General features: G+C 50.2%; 13 protein-coding genes. 6 read left to right on the forward strand and 7 right to left on the reverse strand.

Annotated features, from left to right (window positions below):
• The first annotated feature begins 4 nt into the window (after window positions 1-4).
• The 6 genes from dpdG to dpdD are packed head-to-tail and all read left to right on the forward strand — an operon-like array spanning window position 5 to window position 11,936.
• The gene (gene dpdG / locus ACIQUI_RS13185) at window positions 5-946 is read left to right on the forward strand and encodes a protein DpdG (RefSeq protein WP_403199227.1); all 942 of its coding nucleotides are present in this window, start codon (window positions 5-7) and stop codon (window positions 944-946) included.
• Complete coding sequence (gene dpdH / locus ACIQUI_RS13190; protein ID WP_403199048.1) at window positions 943-4,032, forward strand: protein DpdH; 3,090 nt, start codon at window positions 943-945, stop codon at window positions 4,030-4,032. The genes dpdG and dpdH overlap by 4 nt, the downstream gene beginning before the upstream one ends.
• Window positions 4,019-4,756 (forward strand): hypothetical protein, encoded by a 738-nt coding sequence (locus ACIQUI_RS13195; protein WP_403199050.1) that lies wholly within the window; start codon window positions 4,019-4,021, stop codon window positions 4,754-4,756. The genes dpdH and ACIQUI_RS13195 overlap by 14 nt, the downstream gene beginning before the upstream one ends.
• Window positions 4,757-4,763: 7 nt before the next feature.
• Window positions 4,764-9,224: a protein DpdJ gene (gene dpdJ, locus ACIQUI_RS13200; RefSeq protein ID WP_403199053.1), complete on the forward strand. Its 4,461-nt coding sequence runs from the start codon at window positions 4,764-4,766 to the stop codon at window positions 9,222-9,224.
• 10 nt (window positions 9,225-9,234) lie between these two features.
• Entirely contained in the window at window positions 9,235-9,762 is a 528-nt protein-coding gene (gene dpdK / locus ACIQUI_RS13205; protein ID WP_403199055.1) for a phospholipase D-like domain-containing protein DpdK, read from the forward strand.
• The gene (gene dpdD, locus ACIQUI_RS13210) at window positions 9,759-11,936 is read left to right on the forward strand and encodes a protein DpdD (protein ID WP_403199058.1); all 2,178 of its coding nucleotides are present in this window, start codon (window positions 9,759-9,761) and stop codon (window positions 11,934-11,936) included. The genes dpdK and dpdD overlap by 4 nt, the downstream gene beginning before the upstream one ends.
• Before the next feature lie 41 nt (window positions 11,937-11,977).
• On the opposite strand, the gene ACIQUI_RS13215 is transcribed toward dpdD, so the two are convergent.
• Genes ACIQUI_RS13215 through ACIQUI_RS13245 form a run of 7 tightly spaced genes read right to left on the reverse strand, consistent with a single transcriptional unit; the run spans window position 11,978 to window position 17,958 of the window.
• Entirely contained in the window at window positions 11,978-12,418 is a 441-nt protein-coding gene (locus tag ACIQUI_RS13215) for a 6-pyruvoyl trahydropterin synthase family protein (RefSeq protein ID WP_403199060.1), read from the reverse strand.
• A complete protein-coding gene (gene queE, locus ACIQUI_RS13220; RefSeq protein ID WP_403199063.1) occupies window positions 12,418-13,050 on the reverse strand; it encodes a 7-carboxy-7-deazaguanine synthase in 633 nt (210 codons plus the stop codon). Before queE ends, ACIQUI_RS13215 begins: the two co-directional genes overlap by 1 nt.
• Entirely contained in the window at window positions 13,047-13,751 is a 705-nt protein-coding gene (queC, locus tag ACIQUI_RS13225; RefSeq protein ID WP_403199065.1) for a 7-cyano-7-deazaguanine synthase QueC, read from the reverse strand. Before queC ends, queE begins: the two co-directional genes overlap by 4 nt.
• A gap of 28 nt (window positions 13,752-13,779) precedes the next feature.
• A complete protein-coding gene (dbpB, locus tag ACIQUI_RS13230) occupies window positions 13,780-14,835 on the reverse strand; it encodes a DGQHR domain-containing protein DpdB (RefSeq protein ID WP_085694983.1) in 1,056 nt (351 codons plus the stop codon).
• Complete coding sequence (gene dpdA, locus ACIQUI_RS13235) at window positions 14,832-16,130, reverse strand: tRNA-guanine transglycosylase DpdA (protein ID WP_403199068.1); 1,299 nt, start codon at window positions 16,128-16,130, stop codon at window positions 14,832-14,834. The genes dbpB (ACIQUI_RS13230) and dpdA overlap by 4 nt, the downstream gene beginning before the upstream one ends.
• Window positions 16,127-17,248, reverse strand: a complete 1,122-nt coding sequence (dbpB, locus tag ACIQUI_RS13240) for a DGQHR domain-containing protein DpdB (protein WP_403199071.1) — start codon at window positions 17,246-17,248, stop codon at window positions 16,127-16,129. Before dbpB (ACIQUI_RS13240) ends, dpdA begins: the two co-directional genes overlap by 4 nt.
• On the reverse strand, window positions 17,245-17,958 hold the full coding sequence (locus tag ACIQUI_RS13245; RefSeq protein ID WP_403199073.1) for a hypothetical protein: 714 nt from the start codon (window positions 17,956-17,958) through the stop codon (window positions 17,245-17,247). Before ACIQUI_RS13245 ends, dbpB (ACIQUI_RS13240) begins: the two co-directional genes overlap by 4 nt.
• Between the last annotated feature and the right edge of the window lie 397 nt (window positions 17,959-18,355).

Genomic DNA, 18,355 nt, shown 5'->3' on the forward strand with positions numbered 1-18,355 from the left:
GTCGATGATTAACAATGCCCATCCAGGCAGCAGTTTGGTGTTGTTGAGCCTGATTGATCGGGTACTGCTTCGCAAAAATAAACCAGTTTCGCGAGCCGAGTTGTTGGGAATTTTACGGCCTGAAATGTTACCTAAGTTATCGCCTAAGAGAAAAAAAGACGCAGATGATGCAGATGATGCCGATGGAACGGCAATGAGGCGTTTTGAGTGGAATCTGGACTTTTGGATCAAAGAGGGTCTGTGGTTAAAGGATGACGATACCATGATATCGGTGTCATCCGAAGCAACAGAGCGTAACTTGCCTAAAAGAGTGTTGGAGTTACTAATAGCTAATGCAAGGTCGCAAACAGATCAGGCCATACTTGATGATAAGAATACAGAGCCTTTTTTTCGTGCGATGACTTGTTTGTTGGTGCAGCAGGGCTACACCTTTATGGGGGGGGAAACGGTACTGCCTGGAAAAAATGGTAATGCACAAAAAGCGGTAAACCGCTGGCTGCCAGGTGAGCGAGGCCTGAACTTAAGTAACGAATTACCTACGTTTTTACAATACGGCGATTTTCTGGGGTTTCTCGAGCCTTTTGGTGCTGGCTATATCGTCGATCCAACTCGTGCTATTGAGCCGCATTTACAGACTGTGTTTGGAAGTGATAACAAGCTGTCGCTAAGAATCTTTATTGAACGATTGGCTGAGCAGATCCCATTATTGGACGGTGGACGTTACCGTCGCTTGCTAGAACCCTTGATGCAGGAATTAGGATGGCACCCGAGAGAGGTTCATCAGGTCAGTCCATCTCTAAGTCATGCTCTTGTTCGCTTAGAAAGTGCTTTCCGTCTGCGCTTTGATAAGGCCTCAGACGATACCTCCAGCATGCAACTACAACTGCCGGAAGGAAAACATCGTTTCGTTAGTGAAGTAGTTTACCTTTCTGAGGTGAATGCATGAATCTGATCAATTACTGGCCGCTGCCTGAGAATATCGCCCAGTGTATACGGACCGAAGCTGAGGAATTGGCCGAGCACGTTCTGTTGGCGGTGCATGAACCCATGCTACTGCAGAGAGTGGGGAGTGGCGAGGATACAGTTTGTGATGAGGAGGATCTGCTTAAGCACTTCTTGTTGACGGAGAGGCCAATTCCAGTAATCGGTCGCTCTGGTGTGGGGAAATCCCATCTAATTCGTTGGTTGCATGCTCAGTTAAAGCTTCATCCAGCGTCTGCAGACTGGCATATCGTGCGCATTCCAAAGAATGCCAGTCTACGGCAAGTATTGGATATTCTACTGAAGGACTTAGATGGAGAGACTTTCGCGCAAGCAAGGACAAAAATAAGACAGGTGAGCGAGCGGTTAAATACTCATGAGGTGGCAGAATTATTGCTTACCTTTATGGGGCAGCAGTTGAGGCACTTGAACCGTAAAGTTACAGAAATCGTGGAAATGCATCGCGCGAATGGGACTCGACCAGATGCTAAAGAAGAGGCGCGCCTTAAGGAAATATATGCTCATACCAGTAAAGGTGCAGGCCTCTCTGAGTTGATTCAGGACTCATACTTCAGGCTTGGTTTGCTTAAGCCTGATCATTGCATTTACCAATTCGCTTCTCGCCTGACTGACGGAGCCTCAGATGAAGAGTTGAGTTGTAATAGTTATCAAATAAGTGCTAAGGATCTGGATTTTAATTTCAATCTGGATGATTTGGCGAGTAACGCAAAGCGCTATGTTAGTCAAACGCAACTCAATACCAGTGCTGCATCTCGCGAAAGTGCTGCGAGTGTACTTAGTGAGGTTCTTGGCGAGTCGACCCGTAAAGCATTTCAGCAGTTGTTTCAGTTCAGTGGCGGCAGTTTTCAAGACCTTTTCAAGGAGATTCGTCGATCATTGAAGCAACAAGATCGCACTCTGGTTGTGCTTGTTGAGGACATGGCGGCTATCTCAGCAATTGAAGATGTACTGATCGAAAGTTTGTTAGAAGAGTCTGTGTATGACGGTGAGCAAGAGTTGTGCACATTGCGTTCAGCTATTGCTGTAACCGACGGCTACCAAGGATATCTGCGACGCCAGGACACCATTAAAACCCGTGCACAATATGAGTGGTATATTCGCGAGCATGGGCAGGATCGTGAGCAGACCCTTGAGCGGATTGTCGATTTTTGCGGCCGCTATCTGAATGCTGCACGCTATGGTAGTGAAACGTTGAAGTCTTCCTGGTTGGTTCGAGAGAAAGGTTCATGGCCGCCCATTTGGTCGAATTCCGATAATGATGACGGCGACGATATAAAGTCATTCGGTTACGCGCATTGTAATGTGCCATTGTTTCCATTCAATCGTAATGCCATTGAATGTCTGTCAGATAAATTTTGCTGCAAAGGTGATGAAGAGTTGAAGTTCAATCCTCGCCAGATTTTGAATGAAATTCTTCTACGCGTCCTGCGTGATTACCGGGACCTATGCTTGGCCAGTCGTTTTCCGCCGGCAGGATTTGCAGGGGTTACTGTTGGTGCAGGATTAAGTAGTGGTTTGCAGAGGCTTAATGATCCTGAGCGATCTAAGACCACAGCGGCAATCTGGGGGTATAGAAGTCGTACGTTAGATGAATTGCAAAGTAAGTTAGATAGAAATGTTGCTAAGACCTTTGGCTTGGATGGTCTGGCTTTGTTGCTTAAGGACGGAGTAGTTGCTTCTGCTGCAGTTCCTGTTACCTCGCTTAGTGCAGAAAATCTCGGTGAAAATAAGGTTGAACCGCGAGTGAAGGTAGATCCAGATCAGGCGCGACTGGATCAATTGGAGGATACTGTTACTTTATGGTTTCAGCGTAAACAAAAATTGGGGCAGCATGATGCTCGCGATTTGCGAACGGGGCTTTTGCGTATCTATGATTTGCACACAGAAAAGAGATATAAGCATCTAGACTGGTTAGGGTTAAAGGAGTTGCCGTCTCTTCTAGTTGGTAATCGTCCGCTAATTGAATTGCCTTATGCGGAAGGGAATTTGGTGTCGAGTAAAATTAACTTTTTTCTAGACAAAGATTTTGATGCCCCGCAGAAGTCTGCTTTTTTACAAAGCGTAACTCTGGCGTTGTTGCGTTATGAACATTTCAATCGGAAGCCTCCGTATGCTGATTGGCAATACGCTAATGGCTTTGATGATTTCCTGGTTTGCCAGGCTTTCGCTGCGCGTTGGGTGCCTGATGTTTTGCAGACGTTAGCGATTGAGGCGCAGCAAGAATTATCTGGTTTGTTAAGTGCGCAACTGCAGTCAGCCATGACCTTGGGTTTGTTGGCGGGTAGCAGTAATGATCGAGAACGCTTAAATGAGTTGCTCAAAACAACTGAACAAATTCGCGAGGTAGAGTTTCCTCCTGTTGTTCTCGAGTTAGAGTCTGCACGTCAGCAAGTGCTTGAGGAATGGGATGCTCAACGTGATGCTTGGCTGAAACTAGTTTCTGCCAGTTTTCATGGTATGGATGGTTATCTAGTGCTTAAAGCGATTAGGGGCGCTAAGAGCAACCCAGAGCCAAAATTGGTAAAACTGGCTAAAGGTATTGTTGCTGCTTTGCAACCAGCCTTTAGTGCAGTAGAGGTGCTGGAGGGTTGCTCTCGCTACGAGGTTTTTTGTGGTCTGCTAGATGATATGATAGCTCTTGTGCGACAAATCAGTGATGAGGGACAGCATTATCCTTTACCGCGAACTGATTTGCCCAATGGAAAAGGCTTACAGGACTCCCTGGCAAAGTTGAAAAATAGTAAGACTTGGGATGTGATCAAAGGTCTTCTAGCAATGCGTGCCGAAGTTGATGTGGTTAAGCGCCTTGAGCAGGTCAATCGACTGGATGGAAAGCAGTTGGAATTCGTGTTGAAGGTGCTCGGACATTGGAAAATTGTCTATGGGCATGCGCTGGCTAGTCTAGTTACGGAGAATAATAAATGGGGTGGTAATAATTTGGCTAATGCGCAAAATCTTGTTGCTGAGTTGTTTGATGACCTATCTGCAACTTTGGATAAGTTAGAGGAGGTAAGCCGTGATTGCGCTTGAACAACAGGTCCAAAGTTTGCGCAGCCAACAGCAGTTGAACCAGTCCTCAGGTCAGGCTGAGAGTCAAATAGCTGAGTGTGACGCGATTAGAGGGCGGTTTATTGATGCGGCGACGACTCTTAAGGTGTTGGTCGACAAGGTAGCCGTGCTCAAAAAACTTCCTGCAGATGCTCCGGAATTGATTCGATTCGATGAGGAAGTTCAAGGCAAAATTGCTAAAGCCTCTGCGAGTCTCAGGTCCTGCATAGAGGTCTGGGAGCAACTAAAAGCGGCCGCGAGACAGGACGACTCTTTAGATAACGCTAAGGTGTCTCTTGAATCGTTAACGATTTACTTGGAGGGGAAGGTCGATTCCTGCTGGAGGGCGTGGGTTGCCTCTTTGAAAGAGCGATCACTGGTGTTGCCTTCTGTGTTGGAAAGTCAAAAAGATATTCCCGGGCGTGCGGAGTTCTGTAGATCTTATATAGCTTGGCAGAAGGAGTTTTCGACTCTTGAGAAGAGGGGGCCTTTAAGTTCAGAAAATATTGCGATTCTGCAGGATCTGACGAAGAAAATGCAGGAAGTCAGTTCTGAGTTGGAGGGCTCTCTTCCTGATGTTGTAAAGAATTTCTTTAAGTTGTTTAGAGAAGGTTGGTTGCCTTTATCAGCTATGAGTCTTGAGGTCTTTGAGTGGTTGCAGAAGAACGACCTGCTTGGTCATTTTCTAATAAGACGCAAAGGTTGAAATTCTCATGAGCATCACGCTGAATGAGTTGCACGCTTGTTTGGATAAGTTGGAAGAGCATGAAACTAGGCTGCTGGTTTGGGGAGATACCGGGGGCTTTTTCAGTGAGCAAGAGGTACTGCACATCCTAGAAGAAGTATTACCAGATCATGACTCCTACGATGTACGAAGGGCATTGATAAAGCATGCGATGCTCATCGAGGTACCCCATCCGGAAGGACTGATGAAGGTTTACCGGACGAGAATGGGCGAGGCGGCGCACCTATATCGCAATCTCCGGCAATGGTTTCTTAAGCAACCGATAGATCGCTCTCGTACGCTAGTGTCGGATTTCCGCTTTTTACGGCGACCTCGTAGTTATCCCAAACGCGATCAGGATCCGGCGCAACTGTTGCCTCAGTGGTTGCAGTGGCCGGGGATGCATGCCTCTGAATATTTAAAAGCAGCCATTGAGTCATTACTCGAGTCGGCCAGAAACCCACTGGATTTGGCCGGTTTTCAGACCCGCTCCACATCGAGAATTTTGCAGGCTTTCAGTGCGCATCGCAATGGACAGACCCATGCCTCCGGCACCATTGTTTGTGCCGGTACAGGTAGTGGAAAGACGCTGTCGTTCTACTTGCCAGGACTAGCGGCGCTCGCTGCAGACCTGCTGGGCAATCACACACCCAGGGTGCGGATTCTAGCCGTCTATCCGCGAAATGAACTGCTCAAAGACCAGTTTATGGAGGCCTGGACCCAGTGCCGTAAACTCGATGGCCTGATGCAGGCTGGAATTGGGCGCAAGATTCGCATTGGCGCGCTCTACGGTGATACTCCTACTGAGTGGCAATGGGCTGGGGTGGATTTTAAAACGAAGAAACCAAGTCTGGCATTTGACTTGCTGCGTTGCTCCAGCAGTAGTTGCGGCGGAAAGATGGAATGGATTGCCAGCCTGCAAGAGGTTAAATGCAATCGCTGCGGGCATCGAGTGGCCGATGACGAAGTGGCCTTGACTCGCCATTGCCAGGCAGATATCCCGCCGGATATTTTGTTTACCACCACTGAGATGCTCAATCGGAAACTTGGGGATTATAGTTGTAACCATCTTTTTGGTGTCGGCCCGCAAGCGGGGCCGACGCTAGTGTTACTTGATGAGGTGCACACCTACGGCGGTAGCAGTGGGGCTCAGACGGCGTATCTACTCCGGCGTTGGATGAGGCGCGCTCAATGCCGGCCTCATTTTGTGGGGTTATCTGCAACCTTGACCGATGCCGCACGGTTTTTTGCCGAACTGGTCGGGGCGCGCCAAGAGCGTGTTGAACTGGTTGAACCGTTGCCTGATGAAATGTTTGATGAGGGGGCGGAGTACCTGATGGTGCTGCGTGGTGATCCGGTCTCACAGACTGCTTTGCTATCGACCACCATTCAGGCGAGCATGCTAACTAGGCGTATTCTGGATGCCCGCAAGGGCTGTTCTAAGGGAACGTGGGGAAGTAAAACCTTCGTCTTTACCGACGACTTGGACGCCAACAATCGTCTTTATCACCAGCTTGCAGATGCCGAAGGATGGCGTACGAATAAGTGGGGGCTAACACCTCACCACCCCACACTGGCTAGCTTGCGCGGTCCGAAGGATGGGCAGGGTGTAGATGAGCAAGAAGCGGTGCATCCTCTAGAACGTGTTCGTCTAGGGCAAGACTGGAGGGTGGGCACTGACATAGGCCATTTGCTCAGTGAGGATGATCGCGCGGTAATCGGTCGTACATCAAGCCAAGATGTGGGAGTCGATGCTGACGCTGAAATTGTCGTTGCCACGGCCTCACTTGAGGTGGGTTTCAACGACCCTGCCGTGGGGGCTGTACTGCAACACAAGGCGCCGCGTGATGTTGCGTCATATTTGCAGCGCAAGGGCCGAGCAGGTCGCTCTCGTACCATGCGCCCTTGGATGTTGGTAGTCCTTTCCGAGTTTGGTCGCGATCGAGTTGCATTTCAACGCTACGAAGAGTTGCTTAGCCCAGAAATTAAGCGGCAAAGTCTGCCGTTACACAACAGCCATATTCAGAAAATGCAAGCAGCTATGGCGCTACTCGACTGGCTAAGTGAGCAATTAGGCAGTGGTGCAGTTTGGACGATACTGCGAAAGCCTCAGGCTAATAGGAGTGGTTGCAAGAGATTATTGGTTTTAGTTGAGCAACTACTGCAGCCTGGAAGCCAGCAAGATGAGTTCACTGCTTATTTGAAAGATGCCCTGCATGTCGACAACGATGCTCTGCTGCGTATTCTTTGGGCTCCGCCGCGTTCGGTTATGCTTGAGTTGTTACCTGCTCTGCAGCGCAAACTGGTTACCGACTGGTGCGCCAATGGCCAACTCTGGGAAGATTTGGCTAAAGGAAGTTCACCACTACCGGAGTTTATCCCTGAAGCGCTGTTTGCCGAGTTGAGCTTACCCAGTCTGTTTATTGCCTTGGTGCGCGGTGTGGATGTGAGCGTCGAGTGGACAGATTTGCCGATTTTCCAAGCTCTACGCGAGTTTGCCCCTGGACGGATTTCCAAGCGCTATGCCATTGACAGCAACTTGGATGCTGACTGGCTAATTCCAGCAAGTTTCGTTCCTGAACCTGGCGTCGACCAGCAGTCCGAGTTTGAGGTTTTTGAGGCCTTTGGCGAGCAGTTACGTGATGAGGGCCTGGTTGGCAGTAGCGCTGCTCACCCGTTGACAGTACTGCGCCCAAGTGTCGTCTATACCCGTCGTCTCGAGCCGAAGTTAAATCTAACTGAGAAAAGCAACGCGCGACTTGTGTGGCAAGCCGAGTTTCGTGTGCCGTCATTGACTGAGGTGCATGAGCCTCCAGTCGGAAGTTGGGGAAGACATCTGACCGATGTGACCTTCTGTTTGCACCAGCAAATGACTCCTTTGGAGGTGGTGCGATTCAGCACCGCAGCGAATGCCAGTTTGCGGTTTACCAACGGGGAAAATACCCGGGTGAGATTTGACTGGCAGCGCAGGGGTGAACCTGTAGCTATCGGTGCGCGGCAGTGGGTCGATGGCATGCGTTTGCGCTTTCAGATTAGCGATCAAGTGATTGGCGATATGTTGCCAAGCCCGCAGGTTTTACGTGGACTCCGCCCGTTATTCTTCCGTCATCTTGTTGATCAACTAGATATTCTTGATGGTGATCCATTCAAGGCAAATTGGATTGCCGAGTGTTACTTAGCCGCTTTGGCCGGAGAGTTGTTTGATCTAGATCCTACAGAGGTTCAACCATTAACCAGTGCGTTAACTCGGTTGCACACGACTGCCGGTATTGAGCGCTTGCGTAAAATTCCACAGAGTTTGTTTCAACCCGATGAACAGTTGGATTCTGTGCAAGAGCAAAAGTTACAAGCGGATCTGCGTGAGTTACTGGCGCGGGATGATCTGCTCATCTGCCTACAGGAGTGCGCCCGTGCACTGTGGGTGGATGTAGATTTGCTACCTGAATTGCCTCTCTGGAGTCGCACATTGTTAGCCAACACTCTCGCTGCCGCTGCCCAGCGAACAATGTGCGTACTGCTGCCGGATGTTGATGAGCGGGCGGTATTGGCCGATGCGGTATGGCTGGAGGACTGCCTGGAGATCTGGTTGAGTGAGTCGGAGGCTGGGGGTAACGGGATTATAAGTCGCTTGGAGCAAGTATATTTCGATGATCCGCTTCGCGTTCTTAATACTCTCGCACGTAGCCTACAGCCAAGTGACTATGAACAGATTGATTTTGATCTGTACCAATTGCTGGGGCTAGTAGTCCCAGGAGGCAATCTGGCTGATGCATTAGCCTCGGTGCGAGGGGCCGGTGATTTGCAGTGCCGCCGTGAAGCCAATGCAGAACTGCACCGACTTCTGCTCAGCGAAGGCTTTGCCCTGAGTCACAGTTTCTTGAGTGTGCTGTATTCGAGGGCTCTAAGACCTGGCAGCAATGACTCCACTGACGCAGCCTTGTTTGAATTACTGAGCGCCTGGCGAGCGTTGGAGGCTGATAGCGGCCTTGAATGGGCCCTAAATATCGCAGCTCATGCACTTGCGTCCAAAGATCTGGGTAAGCAGGCAACCCCTGTTGAGGTGTTCCAAGGGCTGTGCCGCAATCAGGGGTTGTTGTGGCCACGTGGCAATGCCATTCGTCAGTCTGAGATGAGTTACTACAACCCGTTCCAAAACGGTGTTGCCACCACTGAACGCTTACTTGGCAGTTTTCTGTTTGCAGAGCAAGAACCGCTTGTTCAACTCTCCTCTGGCTACCTGGCTGAGTTGCACGGAGTGTTATGCCGAGCAGGGCGTGCGGACCTGCTACTTCCGCGTACGCAGATCACCAATATTTCGCAACTGATTGCTGAGATTCAGTTGCAACCGGTTGATCACTTAGGGCTTTGGTTGTATCCGCGCATCGGGGCTATGGCTCGGTTGCAGGATAGTGTGGTACTGCGAATCGAACTGGCTGAGGCCATTCAATAAGAGATTTAGCATGACTGATCAGCGTCAAATTTTTTTACACGGCCCTCTGGGGCGTAGGCAGTTTCGTGAAGTACTTGGCGGGTTAATGGCGGGTCTATTACTCCGTCCAGAGCCTATATGGCTAGTGTCACCCTGGCTGAGTGACTTTCCTGTTCTGGACAACTGTTCCGGGCAGTGGGATGCACTTGAACCTGGTTGGGGCAATAGAGAGGTTGGTTTTAATGAGGTATTGGCGCGAGCAGTTAACGGTGGTTGCCGGTTGCGGATTGTAACCAGAGACGACGTTCACAGTCGTCGGTTTGTCCAACAACTGAGCGGTCGCTTGGTTGCCGATCAAGATTTTTGTTACCAGTACAGTGATCAGGTTCATACCAAAGGCCTGCTTACTAAAAATTGTTTTTTGAAGGGTTCAATGAACTACACTTGGAGCGGTACAAACCGCAACGACGAGCACGTCATGTTGACAAATAACCCGCAGATAATTTCCGAAGCGCTACTGGAGTTTGAAGATTATTACCGCTTCGAGGCGTGTTCATGAGCGAAGTGCCGGCCTGGTTGCAACCATTTTTCTCGGTCGATAATAAGATCGATCCAGAAAAAGTAATTGCCGGAAAATACCCGCAACCGCATCAGCGTTTGTTGGAACCATTGCTGAAAAGTGCTTGTGCCGGGCAGTGGCCGCTATTGTTGCCGTACAGTCGACCTCCGGAATTATGTTTCTACGCAGCGGCTGAGGATGGCCGAGCGCTGGAGGAGTTACGTCAGGTACTTTCGGCGTTCTTAGGAACGGCGGGTACCGCTCCTGGTTATGGTCTAATCAGCACTCCAAATAATGAGGGACAAAGTGCATTGCTAGCGCGTTCACCCGCAGGGTTGTTGCGTATTGACTTGCTGGACGGGGTAGGTGAACAGCAGAAACACCGGATATTTACAGTGCTCGCTAATGTGCTGCAGTTGTATCGTCAACGTCCCGCACTTATGTCATTGGCTAAACGGCCAATAGGTCGAGTTCTGCGTGATTTCATGTTGGCCTACCGACTACATGATGGCGAAAATGCTTGGCGCTTTTACGGCGAACTTAAGAACTCGGGAGGTTTCAGCCCGCCTAACCTGCTATCGTTAGAGTTGCAGGCATTGGCTTCAGCAGACCGTTGGCAGGACATTATTAACCATCCACGCTTGCCCAGTCTACTCGGCGGTCGTATACCGTTACGGCTAGTTCGCATAATGCTTCGAGCGCTGGGGCATCTGGGACTCAATCGGCTGCTTATTACTGATGTGATAGCCGGGGAAAGCAGGGATGAGTTGGCTGATTTGTGCTACCCGTTAAACCCGCTATTCATGTCAGTTCCGCTGTTTGAGGTTCACGAAAGCTTTAAGCAAGACTGGCAGTTGTGGGTTGCTGGTGCCGCTGTGTTGGGGAATGTACAGATTCAGCAGCATGCGCCCGTTTTTGTCGATTCGGACTGGTTAAGAAAACTACTACATTGGGCAGGATCAGTTCAGGTAGTTCAACCTGAGGTTGATATACAGACGGTGGTCGGTGAGTCGAAAGCTCAGGAGGAGGGGCCTGGAGCGGTACAAGCGTTACTGCAGCGATCGCTGGATGTGTCATTAGGTGAATTGCAGCAATTGTGGCAGCAGTTGCAGGCCATGCCTGTGTCTTGGTTTGAACCGCTGCAGTCATTTCCTATGATGACTGCAATTTGGCAAGATATGCAGAAGCGCTTTTCTAAAGAACAGTTAGGCGGTTGGAATAGTTGGTTTCAGCGCTTGGATGATGCTGAATCGCTAGATGGTGGACTGGAGCGTGAGGCACAAGAGTACTGCGAAAATTGGACAGTTGAATCCTTTAGCGCGAAAAAGTTGCTTCACTGTATCCAGGCCGGATCGCCTGCTGGGCAGGCGGTTCTTCGTAACACGCTGCCACTGCTCCTGGATTGGTTGGAGGAGCGGGACCTGACTTGCCAAGGAGTTCTCTGGTTAGAACTGTTAGAGTTGCTAGCCCTTGATTCCGTAGTCAATCCAGCATTGCTGTCACTGGCCGCGCAACTGACACAGTTGATGTTAGCGCAACCGTTCACCGTCAATGAATATACGAGGTTGATCGACGCGATATTAATGCTGTGGGAGGTCAATAAAGGGCCTGAAGCGTATTCCAAAATGCTGGAGTCGGTGGATGTGCTACTGGATGCGCCCTGCCCAGTTGAGCCATTGCGTCGCCAGGTCTGGCAAGCGCTACAGGATTTCGCGGCAAAACATTGGAGGCAAATTAAAGACCCAGCGGTACGCCAGTTGACTTTTGTGCTAATGCGAGAAATTCTTGAGGTCGGTGAGTCAGTTCCAGACTTTACCGATAACAAAGACTCTAACTCAGATACCGACTCAGCGATAAGATCAGTCCCTGACTTACAAGGAAAATTGTTGGCTATCTACACCCTCACTGAGGGGGCCGCGCGCCGCGCCAGGGATGTACTGGAAATTATTTTTAAAGGGCTCAGGGTTGAGATCAACAGCGATCATACATCTACGCCAGCCTTGTGCCATCTAGCTAAAACCGCAGATTATTTTGTATTCTCATCTCGCAGTTCAAAACATCAGGCGTTCTATCCTGTGATTAGTGTAAGAAGAGATATTATCTATCCGCATGGTAAGGGGGCTTCAAGCATCATTCGTGAGTTTATAGAGGGAGTGGAGCGGAAGTCTATTTAGGTGTTGGAGTATTATGGACTTAATGATTTTGAAAAAGGTCATCATTTCCTCCAGCGCAAAACGCAGCGGTCACCACTGAGGCGGCGCTCCACCATCACGGCGCAGAGGCTGGGTACTGAATCTTCGAGTTGCTTACGGATAAAAGCACACAGGTTTTCGATTGTGGCCGGCCCCAGATCTTGCACCTCGTCAAGTAGCCGGTGATCAAGCATCTCGCGAACACGTGCAATCTCGCTTCGTAGGTAGCCTAGGTCAATTAGCATGCCGGAGGTGGCATCTGGTTGGCCTGCGACGGTTACCTCCGCTTCATAGGTATGCCCATGGATGCGGCGGCTACTTTCGGTCTCTATGCCACGATTCAATGTATGGGCAGCCTCAAAGTAGAACCGCTGCGACAATTCGCAGACCGTGTTGCTATTCGAGTTGAGAATGGACTCAGCGGCGGGCGAAGGGGAGGGAAGAGCAACCGGAGGCGTGGACATCAGCGGATCTCCAATATTTTGTGTGTTTGCACGGACAGTCGCCACTTGGTATTGGCTTGACAATAGGCAATTGCGGATCGAGTGTTTTGCCGTTGCAATGGACCATCCATTGGTTGTAATAGGTAGTACTTGAAGTCATTGGCGGTAATGGTGTCGGGCAGCAGTCCCGGTTGTGGGTAGACGAGTTTCAATTCGTCACCGCTTTGCTGTACCCATTCAGTGCCAGCCTTGGGGCTCACACAGATCCAGTCGATACCGGCAGGCGCTGCGATGGTCCCATTTGTCTCAACCGCTACCTCGAAATCTTGGTTATGAAGTGCATTGATCAGGTCCTCATCGACCTGTAGCAACGGTTCACCTCCTGTGAGCACGACATAACGGTGCGCTTGGCCAACTGGCCACTGCGAACTGATCCGCTCGACCAAGGCCTCCGCGCTCAGGTACTTACCTCCCAAGGTTCCGTTTGTACCCACAAAATCGGTGTCACAGAACTGGCATACCGCTTGGGAGCGGTCGGCTTCCCGGCCGCTCCAGAGGTTGCACCCAGCAAAGCGACAGAATACTGCTGGCCGGCCCGCTCGAAGTCCTTCTCCTTGCAGGGTGTAGAAAATTTCCTTAACGCTGTAGGTCATACGTCGTTATCCCGCTGGAATGCCTCGAAGCCGTTTCGGCGCAATTCGCAAGCCGGGCAGTCATTGCACCCATATCCCCACTCATGTCGACGCTGACGATCGCCTAGGTAACAGGTGTGGGTTTCCTCCTGAACAAACTCGACAAAGCCAAGCCCGCCAAGGTCTTTGGCCAAGTCCCATGTTTGTTTCTTATCCAGCCACATCAAGGGTGTCTCGATAACCAACGGTAAATCCATGCCAAGGCCGAGAGACACCTGCAGCGACTTTAGCGTGTTGTCTCGACAATCTGGATAGCCTGAGTAGTCCGTTTCACACATTCCGCCTACTAGTACGCTAAGTCCTCGTCGATACGCGATGGCGGCAGCAAAGGTGAAGAACAGCAGATTGCGCCCAGGGACAAAAGTGTTGGGAAGCCCGTTCTTCTCAAATTCTATTTTCTTCTCGGCTGTCATCGCTGTATCGCTGATCTGGCCGAGTAATTTGATATCAAGTACGTGATCATCACCAAGTCGCTTAGCCCAGTTTGGGAACCTGTTACGTATTTCCAGCAAGATGTTTATCCGGCACTGGAGTTCTATTTCGTGCCTCTGGCCATAATCAAAGCCAATAGTCTCAATGTACTCGTAGCGCTCTAGCGCCCAGGCAAGGCAGGTTGTGGAGTCTTGCCCGCCTGAAAATAAAACTAAGGCTTTTTTATGCATATTCCCATCCTCGGAACTGGGCGTGTATTTAGCGACGCTTCAATTCGTGTTTTAGCTTTTCGGTCAGGTACTTCGTAAGTAGTCCGATATCAGTAGGGGTATTTTGGATACCGTTCCAGGGGCGTTGGTCAGTTTCTGAAATATGCCATTCACCACTTGTCCATGCGGTATGAGGTTTCAAAAGTTTGAGGCCTTTAATGAACTCTTCTTTGCTGGCCGAACCTTGCTCGGAGTAAAGCATTTCCATAACGAAACTCAACGATACTAGGCCTGCCCCGTGCTTCAAACGTGAGTTTCTGGGCGCTAGTCCTTCCCACTCCGATCTGAAAACCACGCGCACAGCGTGAAAGAAATTGTTGATGAGTTCGATGCTGCGCCCCTCAAAGTCATCGAATTTCATAAAGCTACGAATGGCGCCGTCGTTAGCAGAGTTCATTACAAACTTCTGCATCGCCATATCGCTTAAAACTCCCTTGGGGTTTGTATGTTGCTTGATCTCGCCAAATAGAGAAGAGTTTGGTAAGAAGTTTAATAGATCAATAATGTGAGCTGCGAATTTGCGACTGGTAAATCTTTCGGGCAAGCCGTCAACAGTTGGTAGCAGTTCATAGATCAGTGACTTTGGAAGCGGCCGCGTATTGTTAACGAGCACAAACTGTTGTCGTAATTCGTTGTAGTCTTTACAAATCAATGCTGATACGAACACCTGGAACCCAGGCTTTTCCATCGTCGCAAGGGCACTGAGTCGTTGTTGGCCATCAACTACAAAGCCCGGCTTGGAATCAGTAGTCTCAATAACGATTTCTACGATGCCTTCGCCGAGGTCTTTAATCGTGACTCCATCTAGAAAGGCTAAGATGATCGCGTTAGGGAGCAATGCATCATCGCGTTGAAGGTAGTCCCGAATATCTCTGATGTGCGAGGCGACCTGATGGCGCTGAAAACCTTTAAGGTGACCGTCTTCATTGCGTCCGACTCTCTCAATTTCAGAGAATTCTAAAATGTCATTTGGAGTGGCCGCGAAAGAAAATACGTCATGCCCGGACGCCTGTTGGGCGCGCACACCCTTGAATCGATAGATCATTGTTTCGAAAATTCCAGAGTTTTCTGAAGGTGGCGGTGATAAACACCCAGGTTGTGAAACCCGCGTCTTTTGTTTCTATTGCTTGCTCTAAATATGATGGTTTCAATGCCAGTTGACTGGCAAATCGAGCACTGACATTTTTGCCACGGCTTATCTCTCAGAGTGGGTGAGATAAGCCGGATATGTTTTGCTATTTCTTTTTCCAGTTCTGCAGGTGACGAGATCGACCCCGACAGTGTTAGTCGGAGATAGTCGACTAGCACTCCTAGGGTTGAGTCAAAGTCGAGCAGGCCTTTGTCGTATTGACGGATTGCTAACAATGCCGATTTTTCTTTTTTTTGTAGTTCTTCTGCGCTCAATGTGCCTTTTTTTATTCCCTGCATAAGGCGTGGGTTTTCAATCGCCTGAGGGATGCGGATGGCGGTGTAATAATCCAGTTTGCTTGTTGTGGTGCCCATGTAATAGTTGCATCTTGCATCTTTAAATGCACGTATGAGAGGGGACGTTGAGTCAAAGCTGGTAATGCCATATCCGGTGAATTCATGTATGTTTTCGGCTTTGGCAAAGCCCAAGAGATGAATGTTTGTTTGTGGATTGAGAATTGCGCGAAGCGCTTTCAAAACTTCATGAATTTGATCGACTTTTAGAGGTACTAAACCCCCGATCGCCAAGTAGCGATATCCCATCTCTTCGAGCTGTTTTGCAGCGTTCGCCATGCTCTGTGGAGACCAACCCTGCACTGCCCCTAGAGGCTCAAAGGGCCATCCTGCCTCTTTCACTAGGCGCAGAAAGTCTTGCGCATTTTTTAGTGTAATTTCGTACCGAAACAGCACATCTTCCGACTGACTTTCCGCTGGAGGATTGCTGGAATCGCAGTTGAATATGATGTGGTCCGGGGAGCAGCCATGGGTGAATCCCGCATCTGAGTAGAACTCTACTACCTCGCTTGGACTATACGCAGGGGTCGGATGCTCTACATAGGCGAAAGCCCCACAGTCGCCCAACACCATAGTATCTTTGAACTGGATGCCATCGAGTCTTAGGAATTTGCGTACACCCTCTCTCAAAAAGCGCTGCTGCTCGGAAGTTGAATACCGAACCTTTGAGTTAGCGACCCCATTTGCGGGCCGCACAGCGCTCATCGAAACCAAGAGTCCGTCATAAGGCATAGGGGACATCATTTCGTGCGCATACTGGTCATCCCAGTATCTCTTACGGCCTGGCGCATTTCGATCGTTGATGAAGTCGTAGTCCGGGTCTACATAGTCTTGGGTGTCGGCGTATAAAAATTTCATCGGTGAGCGCTGGTCATATAGAGGCGGATCAAGGTTTCTTGCAGTACCTTGATGTCTTGAGGGGTGCTTTGGATTTCATTCCACTGCGTATTAATAATCGGCCACTGACCCGATGTCCATGCGCAGTTGGAGGCGACTCTGCTCAGTTCATTTAGGATGGCGTCGTAGGTCTCGCCATGCCCTCCTATTTTGGCATAGATCCGATCCATAAGGACGCCCATGGCGATTACTCCTGCGGAATGCATGAGCCGACTGTTCTTGGATTCAAGTGCCCACGCCTCTGGGAACGTGTCGCGAACAGCTCGCCAGAAGGTCGTCAGCAGGTGGTACATGGACTCAACGTTAGCTGCACCGTCTCTGCTAGAGGTGTACGGAGCCAATGCCCCCAGTGGATTACTAATGCTGTTGCGGATCATCGTGATGACAGCAGTGTCAGTAATAACTGCTTTGCAATTCTGCTCGGATGACCGCTTTATGAGTTTATAGAAAGGAGAGTTGGGATCACGGCTAAGAAGCCCGCATAACTCAGCTGGAGCCTTGCGAGCACTCAGTTCACGGGGCAAAAGAATACCGCCTGTCTCTGGCAGTAGTTCATTGATCAGTCGAGTAGGCAAGGGCTTCGCCTTGTTGACAAGAATGAACTGCTCGCGTTGGGTGGTCAGGCTGTCAGACACGAACCCGATCACTGGAACTGGGATATCTGAATTGGCTGCTTTCGCTAGCGCTATCGAGCGCTGTTGCCCGTCCACGATCCAGGCAGATCTCAAGCCTTCCTCCCTAATAGGGATCGTGAGGGTACCCGCTTGCGAAAGCCCCGCGTCGCCGGTCGGCTTGCTTCCGCGTGCGGCAACGAAGCGTAGGTCCGGTGACAGCGCCAGGATGATTGCGTTGGGGAAGAGCACGTTTCCCTGATTGAGGTACTCGGTAATCCCTTTGACATGGTTTTTAATCTCGGGGCGCTGGAAGCCCTTGAGGGGGCTACTGTCTTCGCGAGAAAGGCGGGTGATGTCAGCAATCCGGACCAGGTCAGATCCTTTGATGAATAATGCGTACACATCAAGGTTGTCGCCTTGAGTGGTGCGTAGTGCGCGCACCACAATCGCATTTTCGCTCGTCATGCTTTGCTCTCTATGCTGTCCTGGCATTTGATGTCGCGCCAGATTTTCCGGAAACGCGATTGCTCGCACGAGACTTGGGCCACATCCCTTAGGTAGCGCAACAAGCGGGTGGAACTGCCTTTGTAGTCGGACCACACACACTCGAGCATGTAGGCAATTTCACTGTCCGATGCGCGACGTCGGACAGTCATTTTGGCTGGCGACAAATCATTCATCGCTTCGGAGACGGCCTTCCGAGCGACTTCTGCAGGAGCACTCGACAGTTCAAGAACCTCAACGAAGTGACGCATGGCTCTCTGAGGGAAATCATTGCGAGTGCCTGGTAGTGTTGAGCCTTCAAGTCGTTCGTCATAGGGCATCGCCATGCTTCGCAAGCGACGGGGAAGCATCTCAATGCCTGGGCGCGAAGTGAATATCCTGACCTTGTCGATGTGTGCATCCTCTATTTTTTCGAGGTCTGCAGCTATCAACTGAACGTAGCTTGAAGTGAGTGCGATCAGCGTTAAATCGATGTCTGGATGGCTGACGAGATCGGCTAGGGCGCTTGCTCTTTCACGGGTGCCATTCACGGCTTCCCACCAGTCTGACGCGCGGAGCCCCCATTTTTCGAGTTGTGGGATGATAGAATTCGGATCTTGAGACACAGTCAGGTCGTAGGGCGGACACTTATGATCGCTCTCAACCAACCCTAAGCCGGTCGACGCGAACATTAGCCTCGCTCCCAGCCTCGTAGCGACGCACTTCGCGTCGGAAACGCTCCTACCCAGGTAAAGTGAAGATGCCGTCTGAGTGGCAGGACGCTCGTCGACTCGCTCCTTCCACGCCTGCGCCATAGCTGCAAGCGATGGGTAGCATTCGTCGCTCAGCACCACCGAGGGCAGGCCATCAAGGCGCTTTCGATTGGTGCAGTTGGTAATGATGACGGTTCTCATACGAAAAACTGCAAACCTTTGTGGTGATGATTCTGCATTTATCTGGGGTTGCTAATCTAGCATTGAATAACTGCTTGGGCCATGAAAATTGTCTGGTTTTTGTGCGTTTAGGTTGGTATAAGGGCCTGAAAAGTGCTGTTGCCCCTCTGTTGGAGGGGGCTCAAAGAAGGAATAG

The organism is Pseudomonas sp. NPDC090592, assembly GCF_044769185.1.
GTDB lineage: Bacteria > Pseudomonadota > Gammaproteobacteria > Pseudomonadales > Pseudomonadaceae > Aquipseudomonas.

Excerpts from the sequence above, each read along its gene's own strand:
- queE (WP_403199063.1), bottom strand. The coding sequence starts at position 13,050 with ATGACCTACAGCGTTAAGGAAATTTTCTACACCCTGCAAGGAGAAGGA.
- dpdH (WP_403199048.1), top strand. The coding sequence starts at position 943 with ATGAATCTGATCAATTACTGGCCGCTGCCTGAGAATATCGCCCAGTGT.
- dpdA (WP_403199068.1), bottom strand. The coding sequence starts at position 16,130 with ATGAAATTTTTATACGCCGACACCCAAGACTATGTAGACCCGGACTAC.
- dbpB (WP_085694983.1), bottom strand. The coding sequence starts at position 14,835 with ATGATCTATCGATTCAAGGGTGTGCGCGCCCAACAGGCGTCCGGGCAT.
- dpdG (WP_403199227.1), top strand. The coding sequence starts at position 5 with ATGATTAACAATGCCCATCCAGGCAGCAGTTTGGTGTTGTTGAGCCTG.
- dbpB (WP_403199071.1), bottom strand. The coding sequence starts at position 17,248 with ATGACGAGCGAAAATGCGATTGTGGTGCGCGCACTACGCACCACTCAA.
- dpdJ (WP_403199053.1), top strand. The coding sequence starts at position 4,764 with ATGAGCATCACGCTGAATGAGTTGCACGCTTGTTTGGATAAGTTGGAA.
- ACIQUI_RS13215 (WP_403199060.1), bottom strand. The coding sequence starts at position 12,418 with ATGTCCACGCCTCCGGTTGCTCTTCCCTCCCCTTCGCCCGCCGCTGAG.
- ACIQUI_RS13245 (WP_403199073.1), bottom strand. The coding sequence starts at position 17,958 with ATGTTCGCGTCGACCGGCTTAGGGTTGGTTGAGAGCGATCATAAGTGT.
- queC (WP_403199065.1), bottom strand. The coding sequence starts at position 13,751 with ATGCATAAAAAAGCCTTAGTTTTATTTTCAGGCGGGCAAGACTCCACA.
- dpdD (WP_403199058.1), top strand. The coding sequence starts at position 9,759 with ATGAGCGAAGTGCCGGCCTGGTTGCAACCATTTTTCTCGGTCGATAAT.
- dpdK (WP_403199055.1), top strand. The coding sequence starts at position 9,235 with ATGACTGATCAGCGTCAAATTTTTTTACACGGCCCTCTGGGGCGTAGG.